The sequence below is a fragment of the Flagellimonas flava genome, from assembly GCF_050617915.1.
In the GTDB taxonomy this organism is placed as follows: Bacteria; Bacteroidota; Bacteroidia; order Flavobacteriales; family Flavobacteriaceae; genus Flagellimonas; species Flagellimonas flava_A.
On record NZ_JBODQE010000004.1, the window covers coordinates 249,492 to 263,912 of the forward strand.

The 14,421-nt window shown below is 41.7% G+C and carries 10 protein-coding genes and 1 tRNA gene; 7 read left to right on the top strand and 4 right to left on the bottom strand.

The genetic code is table 11. From position 1 onward, the window contains the following. Window positions 1-20 precede the first annotated feature (20 nt). The 4 genes from ACRHOZ_RS12440 to ACRHOZ_RS12455 all read right to left on the bottom strand — a co-directional run bounded on the left by ACRHOZ_RS12440 (window position 21) and on the right by ACRHOZ_RS12455 (window position 3,755). Entirely contained in the window at window positions 21-1,067 is a 1,047-nt protein-coding gene (locus ACRHOZ_RS12440; protein ID WP_431126086.1) for an acyltransferase family protein, read from the bottom strand. 10 nt (window positions 1,068-1,077) lie between these two features. After that, entirely contained in the window at window positions 1,078-1,608 is a 531-nt protein-coding gene (gene rimM / locus ACRHOZ_RS12445) for a ribosome maturation factor RimM (protein WP_431126088.1), read from the bottom strand. Between the two features lie 11 nt (window positions 1,609-1,619). Then, window positions 1,620-2,219 (bottom strand): 30S ribosomal protein S16, encoded by a 600-nt coding sequence (locus ACRHOZ_RS12450; protein ID WP_431126090.1) that lies wholly within the window; start codon window positions 2,217-2,219, stop codon window positions 1,620-1,622. A 120-nt stretch (window positions 2,220-2,339) separates the two neighbouring features. Further along, a complete protein-coding gene (locus tag ACRHOZ_RS12455; RefSeq protein ID WP_431126092.1) occupies window positions 2,340-3,755 on the bottom strand; it encodes a sulfatase family protein in 1,416 nt (471 codons plus the stop codon). 161 nt (window positions 3,756-3,916) lie between these two features. On the opposite strand from ACRHOZ_RS12455, the gene dnaE reads away from it, so the two are divergent. The 7 genes from dnaE to ACRHOZ_RS12490 all read left to right on the top strand — a co-directional run bounded on the left by dnaE (window position 3,917) and on the right by ACRHOZ_RS12490 (window position 14,390). Continuing rightward, on the top strand, window positions 3,917-8,302 hold the full coding sequence (gene dnaE / locus ACRHOZ_RS12460; RefSeq protein ID WP_431126094.1) for a DNA polymerase III subunit alpha: 4,386 nt from the start codon (window positions 3,917-3,919) through the stop codon (window positions 8,300-8,302). 105 nt (window positions 8,303-8,407) lie between these two features. After that, window positions 8,408-8,725 carry a thioredoxin gene (gene trxA / locus ACRHOZ_RS12465; RefSeq protein ID WP_138835863.1) on the top strand — a complete coding sequence of 106 codons (318 nt, stop codon included), beginning with the start codon at window positions 8,408-8,410 and terminating at the stop codon, window positions 8,723-8,725. 80 nt (window positions 8,726-8,805) lie between these two features. Further along, entirely contained in the window at window positions 8,806-9,735 is a 930-nt protein-coding gene (locus ACRHOZ_RS12470; RefSeq protein ID WP_431126097.1) for a DUF58 domain-containing protein, read from the top strand. Window positions 9,736-9,860: 125 nt separating this feature from the next. Continuing rightward, window positions 9,861-9,937 (top strand) — tRNA-Asp (locus ACRHOZ_RS12475). A gap of 701 nt (window positions 9,938-10,638) precedes the next feature. Then, window positions 10,639-12,219: a solute:sodium symporter family transporter gene (locus tag ACRHOZ_RS12480; protein ID WP_431126099.1), complete on the top strand. Its 1,581-nt coding sequence runs from the start codon at window positions 10,639-10,641 to the stop codon at window positions 12,217-12,219. A 9-nt stretch (window positions 12,220-12,228) separates the two neighbouring features. Further along, the gene (gene galK / locus ACRHOZ_RS12485) at window positions 12,229-13,374 is read left to right on the top strand and encodes a galactokinase (protein ID WP_431126101.1); all 1,146 of its coding nucleotides are present in this window, start codon (window positions 12,229-12,231) and stop codon (window positions 13,372-13,374) included. Beyond that, window positions 13,371-14,390 carry a UDP-glucose--hexose-1-phosphate uridylyltransferase gene (locus tag ACRHOZ_RS12490; RefSeq protein ID WP_431126367.1) on the top strand — a complete coding sequence of 340 codons (1,020 nt, stop codon included), beginning with the start codon at window positions 13,371-13,373 and terminating at the stop codon, window positions 14,388-14,390. Before galK ends, ACRHOZ_RS12490 begins: the two co-directional genes overlap by 4 nt. Window positions 14,391-14,421: the final 31 nt, after the last annotated feature.

Genomic DNA, 14,421 nt, shown 5'->3' on the forward strand with positions numbered 1-14,421 from the left:
TCCATTAATTGGAAAATAGATTATTGCCCTTCAGCCCTCTTATTTAATCGATTCGTGACAAGACTTTTCCCTAGACGTATAAACCTTGATTCTACTAAATAATAAACAAGCAGACTTAGAATCAACGTTATTAAGCTACTAATTAAAAAGAATTTTACCGGCTCTTCCCCTTTCTGCAAAAATCGATTGAGATACCAGAAAACAATAGGATGTATTAGATAAATCGAATATGAAATATGACCCAAAACTTTTAAAATTGAGCTAAGAAATTTTATCTTTCTATTCGGAATAATCAAAAATGAAATAGTAAATAAGATGGTTACCGTTGAAAACACCAATCTATTATTTTCGGTAATCAATGCTATTCTGTTCCCTGAAGCAGGCCAAATAACAAAAATCAAAATCGCTAGCAAAAACAAACTCCATCCTAACTTTACATTCTTATATCCATTATAAAAAAATGCGACGAACATTCCTCCTACAAAAAGAAACAATTGATTAAATGGATTAATATACTCATCCCATTGGTCTCCTAAAGGTATTTCTGGATCCAACATGTGGAACGCAAAGTAATACCCAACTAAAACCGAAACACCAAAGCACAGCCAAATTCCGTACTTAAATCTTCTGCTCAAAAGTACAATTAGAGGAAAAAAAACGTAAAAAACCAACTCATTCCCAATAGACCATGCCCCCGTGGATATATATTCTCTTGGAGCTACAAAACCAAATGCCCCAGTAAAGTTCAGCCACAGTTTTTCAGTAGGATAGGTTTTATTAAGTAGAAAAATATTGAGCAAAATAGAAATCCATAAAAGTGGATAAATCCTTAAAATTCTTTTAAGAAAGTAAGAAGGTAAATTCCTAACAACCAACCTCTCCGAATAAACCAAAAAAAGGGTCAACCCGCTTAATACGTAGAAAGCTGAAACTCCATAAATTCCCAATCTACTTAATGTTGAATCGCTCGGCAAAGCGCCATAAAGCCATGCATTATAATGGTATATCATTATGACTATGGCCATTAGCCCTCTTAAATAATCAAGGTTGTCAATTCTTTTATCCATTAAGCATATATTAACTTGAAATATACAAGTTTACCAATCCTTCAGGGGTTTTTACGTGAATAATTTTTGATTCCCGATCAACTTTTATAATGATATCATCGCTAATGGGAATCAGCAGCTCTTTCCCATCCTTTTCGGCTTCAAAAAGTTCTTGGGAAGCACTATCATTTACCGCTTTTATAACTCCAATATCACCATGCACCTGATCAACAAGATTAAAGCCAATAACTTCATGAAAATAAAACTTGTTTCCAGATAATGGCGGCAGCATCGTTAAGGGCAAATACAATTCAGAACCCATGATTTTGTCAGCAGAAATCTCATCCTTCACCTCCTCAAAATCGATACGTAGGAGGGCCGACTTATGCAATCGGCAGCGGTCAATAAAAAATGGAACCAGATTGTTTCCCAATGAAACAAAAACTGATTCCATGTTTTCGTAGATTTCAGGTTCGTCGGTATCGAGCTTCACCAATACCTCCCCCTTAAAACTGTATTTTGAGACGATTTTGCCCAAGTAGAAGCAATCTTCCTTGCGCATCGTCGGAACTTTTACTCTTCTTCCTTGGCAGCTTCAGCCTCAGCGGCAGGAGCTTCTTCGGTTTCAGCAGCTGGCTCTTCAACTGCAGGAGCTTCCTCTGTGGCAGCTTCAGCAGCCTCGGCAGCAACCTCTTCACCTTCAGCAACTGCTTCTTCTTCTACTTCAGGAAGTGCAGCAGCAGCACGCTTCTCATTGGCTTCTTTCTCAGCTTCCAATGCTTTGGCCTTTGCCTCTGCCTGAGCTTTGCTCAATCCATCTCTTTTGGCCTGGATTCCTTTTTCTTTTTCTTCCAACCAAGCATTGAATTTCTCCTCAACTTGCTCTTCGGTCAAAGCGCCTTTACGAACCCCACTCAACAAGTGGTGCTTCAACAAAACACCTTTGTAAGAAAGAATGGCTCTTGCAGTATCTGTAGGTTGTGCACCATTTTGCAACCACTTTACAGAATTGTCCACATTAACATCAATGGTAGCTGGATTGGTATTGGGGTTATAGGTTCCCAATTTTTCCAAAAACTTACCGTCTCTTTTTGCTCTTGAATCTGCGGCCACAACCCAGTAGAAGGGTTTTCCTTTTTTACCGTGTCTCTGAAGTCTAATCTTTACTGGCATATCACATTAATTTGTAGGGTGCCCGACCCTGGTTATTAATCCTAATTTTAGTTCGCTTTCACTTTAAGCGGGTGCAAATATACTTGATTTCTTTTAATGCACAATGACTTACACGACTTTCTATTCCCTTGCTGCCAATTGATCTTTACCCGGCACCAAATTGGCTTTATGCCCTGCCACCAACTCTTGGATTTGACCCAAAATCTCTTCATTCCCTTCCGCAATATCAAACTGTTCCGAAGCATCGTGATTCAAATGGTACAATATGGGAGGATTATGCTCTTCCCGATCCCCAAATTGGCCATACACCCCTTGGGTAATAAAATGCGCTTTATAATCCCCCAAACGAGCGGCATAAAGTTCCGTTCCCCTATAATACATGATATGATTCCGCGGACTAGGTTTCAGCTCCATCAAAGTAGGGCCTAGATCATAGCTATCCATAATCCGGTCTTGGGGAAGTTCTGCCCCGGCCATGGCGCTGAAGGTCGCGAAAAGATCCATGGTAGAACCCAAATCTGTAACAACTCCAGGTTTAACTTGTCCTGGACCCCAAAAAATACCAGGTTCCCGCATACCGCCTTCCCAGGTGGAACCTTTTCCAGCCCTTAAAAGACCTGCACTTCCACCATTATTTTTAAAGGGGAGCCAAGGCCCATTATCAGAAGTAAAGACCACAATGGTATTTTCGGCCAACCCTTCCGTCTCAAGCGCCTCCAGGATTTGCCCTACCCCATGGTCAATTTCTTGCACCACGTCACCATAGAGTCCGCGTTTGCTCTTGCCCGTTGCTTCTTCTGAGGCAAACAATGGTATATGGGGAAGGTTATGTGCCAAGTAAATGAAAAAGGGCTTATCCTTATTCTTTTTAATGTAGGAAACGGTCTCTTCTGAATATCGTTTTGTTATGGTATTCTGGTTCGCTGGTCTTTCAATAATCTCAGTACCTCGAATCAAAGGCACATTGAAATGTTCGGTTTTGATATCTTCATCTTGTTGGCTCCAATAGTCCCCGTTTGGGTATTCGGCCACCCGATCCATATCATTGGAGTAAGGAATCCCAAAGTAATAATCGAATCCATTGTTGGTGGGCAAATACTGTTCCTTATGACCCAAATGCCATTTGCCGATGGCCGCGGTAGCATATCCTACCTTCTTCAGCTGTTCTGCCAGAGTTATCTCATCAGCTGGCAAACCATTTTTGGAATCCGGGAAAAGAACCCGACTTTTATTACTGGCCATTCCGCTTCTAACAGGTAGTCTTCCCGTAAGTAAGGCCGCCCTACTAGGGGTACAAACACTGGCTCCCACATAAAAATTGGTCCACTTCTGCCCCTCATGTGCCATGCGGTCCAAATTTGGGGTGAGAATAGTGGGATTACCGTAACAACTTAAATCGCCGTAGCCCAAATCATCAGCAAAAATGACAATGAAATTAGGAGGGACACCTTCCTGTTCAGGTTCGGGTTTGGGTTCTTCTTTACAAGAAGTAAGGATCAAAAAAATCGAAAGTAAAAGACAAAAAGAGTTTCTCATTTTTAAAGGTTGGTTTGAATCCTTAAAGATAGCGAATGTCCATTACAAGCATAAAAGTCAAAGCTTAAGAAGGAAGTTAATAACTCCTAAAAACTACATTTTAAAATAGCTTTGTGTTTATCTATTTTTAATCATTTATTTTTTGCTAGCACAGCCGATCTATGTACTTAATATTTGACACCGAAACCACAGGATTACCAAAGCGCTGGGATGCTCCGATTACGGACACGGATAACTGGCCCAGATGCGTTCAGATTGCATGGCAACTCCACGATGAAATGGGAAATCTTGTGGAACATCAGGACATGTTGGTGAAACCTGATGGATTCAACATCCCTTATGAATCAGAGCAAGTACATGGGATTTCCACTGCTTTGGCAGAACAGGAAGGCGTGTCCTTACAGGAAACTTTGGAAGCCTTCAACCAAGCCCTTTCCAAGGCCAAGTTTGTGGTGGGTCAAAATGTGGATTTCGATGTTAACATCATGGGATGTGAGTTCCATCGGATGGGGGTGGCAAACAACCTAACGTCTCTCCCCTTACTGGACACATGTACAGAGGACACCGCTGAACTCTGTAAAATTCCAGGGGGACGGGGTGGAAAATTCAAGTTGCCTACCTTGACCGAATTACACCAACATCTCTTTGGGGAACCATTTGCCGAAGCCCATAATGCCACCGCAGATGTTGAGGCCACAACACGTTGTTTCTTGGAACTGGTCAGACAAAAGCACTACTCCATCGAGCAACTGGATGTTCAACCCGATTATTTTGAACATTTCTCCGAAGCCAATCCGCAAGAAATACAACTGATTGGCCTTAAACACATCAATCTTAAAAAGGCTTCCAAGAAAATTGCAGATGCCCTTTGGGCCAAGGACACCGATGGAATTTCGGAGGATGAAATCAATGAAAATGTCCAAAGTCTGGCTGATGCGCCCTTTGCACATTTACATAACCACTCCCAATTTTCGGTACTACAATCCACTATCAACATCAAGAGCTTGGTGAAGGCCACTGCTGATAACTCCATGCCCGCGGTTGCTTTGACGGATCATGCCAATATGATGGGAGCCTTTCACTTTGTAAAGGAGGTAAAAGCCCATAATAAAGGCGTCAAAGAGCGGAATGCTGAACGGGAGGAAAATGGCGAAACGCCCTCTGAAAAAGAAATTACCCCAATCATAGGTTGCGAGTTCCATGTTTGTGAAGAGCATACCAATAAAAATATCAAAGACCACGGATACCAGATTGTGTTGTTGGCCAAAAACAAAAATGGTTATCACAACTTGGCAAAAATGTCGTCCATTGCCTATACAGATGGCTTTTACTATGTACCGCGAATAGACCGCAAGGTGGTGGAGCAATACAAAGAAGATATTATTGCCTTAACAGGAAACCTTTACGGGGAAGTTCCAAACAAAATCCTGAATGTTGGCGAAAAGCAAGCGGAAGAAGCTTTGCTGTGGTGGAAGGAGCAGTTTGGGGAAGATCTTTATGTTGAGATGATGCGTCATGGGCAGGAAGATGAAGATCGTGTGAACCAAGTTTTGGTGCAACTGGCCAAAAAACACGAAGTAAAATTGGTAGCCACCAACAACACCTACTACTGCGACAAAACGGATGCTGAGGCGCACGATATTTTACTTTGCGTAAAGGACGGTGAAAAACAGGCTACTCCTATTGGGCGAGGTCGGGGATATAGATATGGATTGCCCAACCAGGAATACTATTTCAAGTCTTCGGACGAAATGAAGGCCCTGTTCAAGGATATACCCCAGGCCATCCTGAACACTCAGGAAATTGTGGACAAGGTGAAACCTTTTGACCTGGCCAGGGATGTACTCCTTCCAAAATTTGACATCCCAGAAGAGTTTAAGGTAGCTGAAGACCTTGAGGATGGCGGAAAGCGAGGGGAAAATGCCTACTTGAGACATATTACCTACAACGGCGCCAAGAACAGATATGGTGAGATTACCGATGAAATCACCGAGCGGGTGGATTTTGAATTGAGCACCATTCAAAATTCTGGCTATCCAGGGTACTTCTTGATTGTTGAAGATTTTATTAGGGAAGCCCGAAATATGGGAGTCTCTGTGGGGCCAGGGCGTGGTTCTGCCGCTGGTTCCGTAGTGGCCTACTGTTTGGGAATCACCAACATCGACCCCTTAAAATACGACTTGCTTTTTGAGCGGTTCCTGAACCCAGATCGGGTGTCCATGCCAGATATCGATATTGATTTTGATGATGAAGGGCGTGGCAAGGTCATGGATTATGTGATCAACAAATATGGGGCAAACCAGGTGGCCCAGATCATCACCTATGGTACCATGGCGGCCAAATCCTCCATTCGGGATACCGCTAGGGTTTTGGATCTTCCGTTAAATGATGCAGACCGTATTGCCAAGTTGATCCCCAATATGTCCAAGCTCAACAAAATCTTTGGGGTTGAGGAAGCAGATCTTAAGAAAAAATTCCGTTCGGATGAGCTGGAAAAGGTTCATGAATTGCTGAACATCTCCGAAGGAGATGATTTGGAAGGCCAGACGGTGAACATGGCCCGTGTGCTGGAAGGTTCGCTCCGAAATACTGGGATCCATGCCTGTGGCGTCATCATCACCCCGGACGACATTACCAATTTTGTCCCTGTTGCCACGGCCAAGGATTCGGACTTGTACGTTACCCAGTTTGACAACTCCGTCGTAGAAAGTGCCGGTCTTCTAAAAATGGATTTTTTGGGATTAAAGACCCTGACCTTGATCAAGGACACGGTTAAAATTGTGAAAGCGAGGACCGGAGTGGAACTAATTCCAGACGAGTTCCCTTTGGATGACGAAAAAACCTATGAACTCTTTCAACGGGGAGATACGGTGGGGATATTCCAATACGAATCCCCAGGAATGCAAAAGCACATGAAGCATCTGAAACCTACGGTTTTTGATGATCTCATCGCCATGAACGCGCTTTATAGGCCCGGCCCCATGGAATACATTCCGAGTTTTATCGCCAGAAAACATGGAGATGAGGAAATCACCTACGACCTTCCAGATATGGAAGAATATCTTAAGGAAACCTATGGAATTACAGTATACCAAGAGCAGGTGATGTTGTTGTCCCAAAAATTGGCAGGTTTCTCCAAAGGTGATGCAGATGTTTTGCGAAAGGCGATGGGGAAAAAGATTTTTGCCTTACTACAAAAGCTGAAACCCCAATTCTTGGATGGCGGGGAAAAGAATGGGCACCCTAGGGACGTTCTTGAAAAAATCTGGAAAGACTGGGAAGCCTTCGCCTCTTATGCTTTCAACAAGAGCCACTCAACATGCTACGCCTATATAGCGTATCAAACTGCATATTTAAAGGCTCATTATCCTGCAGAGTATATGGCAGCGGTCCTGTCCAATAATATGAATGATATCAAGCAGGTGACCTTCTTCATGGAAGAGTGCAAACGCATGGGATTGGAAGTACTTGGCCCGGATGTCAATGAATCCTATTACAAATTTGCCGTAAACAAGGACAATGCCGTTCGGTTTGGAATGGGGGCCATCAAGGGAGTTGGCCGTTCAGCGGTGGAAACCATAGTGGAAAACAGGAAGGAAGGCGGCCACTATAAGTCCGTTTTTGATTTGGCCAAACGTGTCGAACTTCGTTCTGCCAACAAAAAAGCTTTTGAAAATTTGGCCTTGGCCGGCGGTTTTGATTCATTTGGTGACACCCATAGGGCCCAATATTTTCATCATGAGGGTGACGGGGTGACCTTCTTGGAAAAGGCAATCAAGTATGGGGCCAAATTTCAAGAAAACGAGAACTCTTCACAAGTAAGCCTATTTGGGGAGTCCAGCGAAGTACAGATTCCTGAACCGGTTGTACCGCCCTGCGAAGATTGGGGCACCATGGAAAAACTGCGTCGGGAAAAAGAGGTGGTTGGCATCTACATCTCTGGCCATCCCTTGGACGATTTCAAAAAGGAAATCACGGCATTCTGCAATAGCCATGTCTCTGCCTTTTCGGATTTGGAACCTTATGTTAATCGGGAGTTGACGGTAGCCGGCGTTATTACGGATGTACAACATCGCATTTCAAAAAATGGGAAGGGATGGGGACTTTTTACCCTTGAGGACTATACTGATTCGCATGAATTCCGAATTTTTGGGGAGGAGTACCTCAAGTTTCGTCACTTTTTAATGATCAATTCCTTTGTGCATGTCAAAACCTTCGTCCGTGAAGGTTGGGTAAACCGTGATACTGGAAAGAAAGGGGACCCCAGACTCCAGTTCAACGATTTTAAACAGCTTCAGGATGTTATGGAGGCCTATGCCAAAAGGTTGACCATCAAACTGGATATAGACCGCTTACAGGAAAAAAGGATTCAAGCCCTGAAGGATACGTTGCGATCTTACAAAGGAGATCATCCGCTCAACTTTGTGGTTTACGAAATGCAGGACGAAATCAAGCTCAACCTTTCCAGCAGAAAACAAAAGGTAAAAATCAACAGTGAACTGCTCTCCGCATTGGAAGAGAACGAGATACACTACAAGCTGAATTGAGGTGACAATAATTTATGTCGATGGTACAATAATGAAAACGAATGCATTCGTGGTAAGGAAAGTGGACAATATTTGACTAAATTTGCGAATATTAAAATAAATAAAATGGCACTAGAAATAACAGATGCAACCTTTGATGAAGTAGTACTAAAAAGTGACAAGCCCGTTGTTGTGGATTTTTGGGCAGCTTGGTGTGGACCTTGTCGAATGGTTGGACCTATCATCGAGGAAGTAAGTCAGGAATATGAAGGCAAGGCCGTTGTTGGAAAGGTAGATGTTGATGCCAATCAGCAATTTGCCGCTAAATACGGTGTACGAAATATTCCAACGGTATTGGTCTTTAAAAATGGTGAAATTGTAAATCGCCAAGTTGGGGTTTCTCCAAAGAAGGTTTACACCGACGCTATTGAGGCTGTATTATAAGATAATCCGAAACTGGATTTTAAAAAAGGTTTGGCAAATGCCAAGCCTTTTTTGTTTTATATTAATCCCATAATCTGGAAATGGATATACGATCAGAACTACATAAGGCCCAACTTTTCCAAAACCTTGAGCTTTTGGCCAATCAGATTGTGGAAGGATTTATCAGTGGAATCCACAAAAGTCCTTTTCATGGGTTTTCCGCGGAGTTTGCAGAACACAAAATCTACAACCCCGGAGAAAGTACCAAACATATTGATTGGAAGCTTTTTGCAAAAACGGACAGACTCTACACCAAACGTTATGAGGACGAGACCAATTTAAGATGTCATATGATCTTGGACAATTCGGGCTCTATGTACTATCCGGAAATTGGCAATTTGAGCTTGGAAAATCTGAACAAGGTTGGATTTGGGGTCTTGGCAATTGCCGCTTTAATGCAGATGCTCAAACGGCAAAGGGACGCGGTAGGGCTCAGCATCTACTCAAATAGCTATAATTTTTATACTTCGGAAAAAAGTAGTGAACGGCATTTTCAGATGTTGTACTCCAAATTGAACGAGGTTGTTGGAACAAAAGAGACTTCTGACAGTACCAGAACATACACCTATTTGCACCAGATTGCGGAAAAAATCCATAGACGTAGTCTAATATTTTTGTTTTCGGACATGTTCCAGACCGAAACGGAAGAGTCCCAATTGTTTGAAGCCTTGCGTCATTTAAAATACAACAAGCACGCCGTAGTCCTGTTTCATCTTATGGATTACGAACATGAATTGAATTTTGATTTTGACAATGCTCCCAAGCGCTTTGTAGATGTTGAAACAGGTTCACATATTGATTTGTATGCGGACAACATCAAAGATGCCTATCAGCAAAAAGTGAAGGATTACCAGCAAGAGTTAAAGCTGAAATGTGCCCAATATCAAATTAAATATGTAGCGGTTGATGTGCGTTCCAGCTTTGCACAAGTACTTAATACTTTTATGATCGAGCGGCAAAAATTTGTTTAGTTTCTTTTTTCAAAAAAATGTTTTGTTGAATCAAATTTGAGAATGTATATTTGCACTCGCTTTGCAAAAAGCATGAACAAGATTTGAACCTGGCTGTTGTCAGGGTCTGAAAAGATAAAATCATTGGTCTGGTAGTTCAGTTGGTTAGAATACCTGCCTGTCACGCAGGGGGTCGCGGGTTCGAGTCCCGTCCAGACCGCCAGTAAAACCAAGGCCTCCGATAGATTCGGGGGCCATTTTTGTTTCTTATATGCATAGTTTGTGCAAAGTATTCAAATTTTAACAAAATTTAACTTTTTAAGATTCATATCTGTAGGAAATAGTTTTATTTCCCACTATTAATAATCCATTTTCCCTTCATATTGGGTAGCCAACAATCGAAGTTTGCGATTCACTAATGTCTGTTATTCTAAAAGTAACTTATCAAGCAGGCAGTTGCTAGTTTGAGTCTCATACAAACTGCCAATAAAATAACAACCTTCGAGAGGCTTGAAGGCTTTTACTATTATATTTTCATACTAATTCCAGATTTACTCTTGTTTCTCGAATTTTCAGAAAATTTAAGTAATATCAAGATTTTAGAATGATTTCACAATAAGTGAGTTCAAAGTTAAATTGGGTATTATCTAATGGCATAGCCCAATTTTTTCGGTCGAAAAGTTTAGCTATAAAGTTCAGGCAATTTTTGTTGGGCTGTATTGTGATTGATTTCAAAAATGTAATCGGAAAAAGGATAGAAGATTTCTTTGAATAGCTTTTTCAATTAACGTTTATTTATCTGAATAGAAAGATTTGAAAGTTTGATTTTCAACGTCTAAGTTGAATTCTTCCCCCTTTTAAAATTAATTAATACCCTGTACGGCTATCATTTTTTTAACAGGTTTGCATTAAAGTTAATATATCATGCAAATCCTCTGTTTCATTGGCTTTACTTTTTTGGTAGCGGTTATTTCCTATTGGCGAACAAAAAGGACCAATGAATCAACCAGTGATGGATATTTTCTTGGAGGCAGAAGCCTGACCGCGGCCACAGTTGCAGGTTCCCTATTGCTCACTAACCTTTCCACGGAGCAGATTGTTGGTTTAAATGGCACAGCGTTTAAAGAGGGAATACTGGTCATGGCCTGGGAGACCATTGCGGCCATCACCATGGTAATAACGGCCGTATTCTTACTTCCCAGATATCTGAAAGGTGGAATTACCACAATACCGCAGTTTTTGGAACGCAGATATGACAAGGGTACTAAGACTATAAGTTCTATCCTATTTTTAAGTGGATATATGATTGTATTATTGCCCATTGTTCTATATTCTGGTGCTCTAGCCATAAACACTATGTTTGATATCCCCGAACTGCTGGGAGTATCCAAGGTGATTGCTCTTTGGATTACGGTCTTTTCGATTGGAACAATAGGGTCGATCTATGCTATTTTTGGAGGTCTTAAAGCCGTGGCAATCTCGGATACTATTAATGCCATTGGTCTTTTGTTGGGAGGTGTTCTCATTCCATATTTTGGATTGCAGATTATTGGTTCTGGAGACATTTTAGATGGATTTATCACCTTGGTCCAAAGCCAACCAGATAAGTTCAAATCCATGGGAGGTCAGGAAGCATCAGTCCCATTTGGCACTATTTTTACTGGTATGTTGTTGGTTAATCTCTTTTATTGGGGGACCAACCAAGCCATAATCCAACGAGCACTTGGAGCAAAGAATCTTAAAGAAGGACAAAAAGGATTGTTGTTGGCCTCGTTCATCAAGATACTTGGTCCTATAATAGTGGTCCTTCCGGGGATAATTGCCTTTCATATGTTCGGGGATACCTTGGACAATGCGGACGAGGCATATCCGACTTTGGTGACAAAAGTATTGCCAGCATATCTTGTAGGTTTTTTTGCTGCGGTACTGTTCGGCGCCATACTGAGTTCTTTCAATTCAGCATTGAACAGTTCGGTCACCCTTTTTGGCGTTGACATCTATAGATCTCATATAAGACCAAATGCCACAGAAAGTCAGACGGTCAAGGCAGGGAAAAAGTTCGGAATCTTACTGGCTTTACTTTCCATGCTGATAGCACCTTTGATAGCCTATGCACCCGATGGTCTGTTCGGATACCTTCAGAAGATCAACGGATGTTACAGCATACCTATTTTGACGATAATCATCGTGGGGTACCTTACCAAATATGTACCCGCCATTGCTGCCAAGGTCAGTATTGCTTCTGGGGTTTTACTATACATAGCATATGTACTACTGGACGAATTCGTGTTGCCAGGATTTTTTCCGCACTATCTTCATGTGATGGCCATACTATTTGTGTTCAACATACTTTTGATGCTCCTGATAGGAAGGTTCTACCCCCTAAAAAAGGCCTACATGCAGCTATATACCAATCAGGTGGACATAAATCCGTGGAAATATCTCAAGGTTTCTGGAATCTTGATATCTCTTATTGTAATATTCATCTATATCTATTTTGCCTAAACCATGAACATGGAATTGCTTCATAAGGTCAAACGTAATTACAAAGCACAATTCAGTGATGATCCAATCATGGTAAAGGCGTCAGGGAGAATCAATCTAATTGGGGAACATGTTGATTACAATGACGGTTTTGTTTTTCCTGCTGCGATTGACAAGGGCATAATAGTGGCAATAGGAAGAAATGAAGATTCATGTTGCTATGCCACCGCCCTGGATTTTGAAGAAACCTATCGATTCGGATTGGATGAAGTATCGAAACAGAACAATGGGGGGTGGCGAAACTATCTTTTAGGTATTATCCATGAACTACAAAAAAGATTCTTGCCCCTTGGAAACTTCAATATGGTCTTTGCTGGTGATATACCAGCTGGATCTGGACTTTCCTCTTCCGCTGCTTTGGAGAACAGTATTGTTTTTGCAATCAATACTCTTTTTGATCTTGGTCTGTGCAGGGAAGAAATGGTCAAGATTTCACAAAAAGCGGAACATGAATTCGTAGGTGTGCAATGCGGAATTATGGATCAATATGCAAGCATGTTCGGCAAAAAGGACAATTTTCTTCTGCTTGACTGTAAAAGCCTGGATGTTGTATCCTATGAAGCGGATTTTGATTCCCACGAATTGGTACTGATCAATACCAATGTACAGCATACTTTATCCGATAGTGCATACAATGACAGGCGTAATGTTTGTGAAAAGATTTCCAGTATGCTTGGAAAAAAGGCCTTGAGGAATGTATCCGAAGAAGAGTTGACGACCCTATCTGGTAAGATCACACTAGCTGATTATCAAAAGGCCCAATTTGTAATCCAAGAGATCCAAAGGACACAACGCGCTGCTATCTGTCTTGAAAATAAGGACATGGCTGGACTTGGCAACTTGTTGTTCTCTTCACACGAAGGGTTGAGCAAAGAGTATCAGGTCAGTTGTGACGAACTTGATTTTTTAGTTGATATGGCCCGAGAGGATAATGGGGTAATTGGTGCACGAATGATGGGTGGTGGTTTTGGAGGATGTACGATTAATCTTGTGAAGAAAGGTGAGGGTCAAAATTATATTGAAAAAGTAGAAATGGCATATAAAAACAAGTTTGGAGTAACATGTAGTGTGTACCATGTTTCCATTTCTGATGGAACATATTTACTGAACGAATAAAAATGGATTTACAGAATTTTTCACATAAACGATTTAATATCCTTACACAGGAGTGGGTATTGGTATCTCCGCATAGGGCCAAAAGGCCTTGGCAAGGACAAGAAGAAGAGGTGGTAAATGAATATAGATTGCAATACCACGCTGATTGCTACCTGTGTCCAGGAAACAAAAGGGCCAATGGGGAGATTAACCCTGACTATGGGGATGTTTTCATATTCGAAAATGATTTTGCAGCACTGCAAAGGGATTCTGTTCAAGAAGTAAAAAGAGACGGACTTTTATGGGCTGAAGGAGAGAGGGGAATTTGCAAGGTAGTTTGTTTTAGCCCTGACCACAGTAAGAGCTTGGCCCAAATGGATGTGCAGGACATCGCCAAAGTGATAAAAGCATGGAAGAGGGAATATGCCGAACTGGGCAATCATGATTTTATCAATTATGTCCAAATTTTTGAGAATAAGGGAGCAATAATGGGATGCAGCAATCCCCATCCCCATGGCCAAATATGGAGCCAGTCGACCCTTCCCAATGAAGTTGTCAAAAAGGATTATAGCCAGAGGGAATATTTTCGTGACAATGGAAAGTCACTTTTGGGAATATACCTTGACCAAGAACTGGAATTAATGGAACGTATCATATATGAGAACGATACATGTGTGGTCATTGTTCCCTTTTGGGCCGTATGGCCATTTGAGACGATGATCATTCCAAAAAAGCACCAAACTGATATTGGGGACTTATCTGAAGCGGATGAAATCGGATTTGCCGATGCAATTTCAACCATTACCTCGGCATACGACAAAATCTTTAATTGCTCGTTTCCATATTCAAACGGAATCCACCAAGCGCCCACGAACGGCAGGAAAAATGAGCATTGGCATTGGCATATGAGCTTCTATCCCCCACTTTTGAGAACCGCCACGGTAAAGAAGTTTATGGTGGGCTATGAAATGTTTGGTTCGCCGCAGCGTGATATTACACCAGAGCAAACAGTAAAACTGATAAAAAATTGCCTGTAAAGAACTAGGGGTCAGAGATTTTGACAATAAG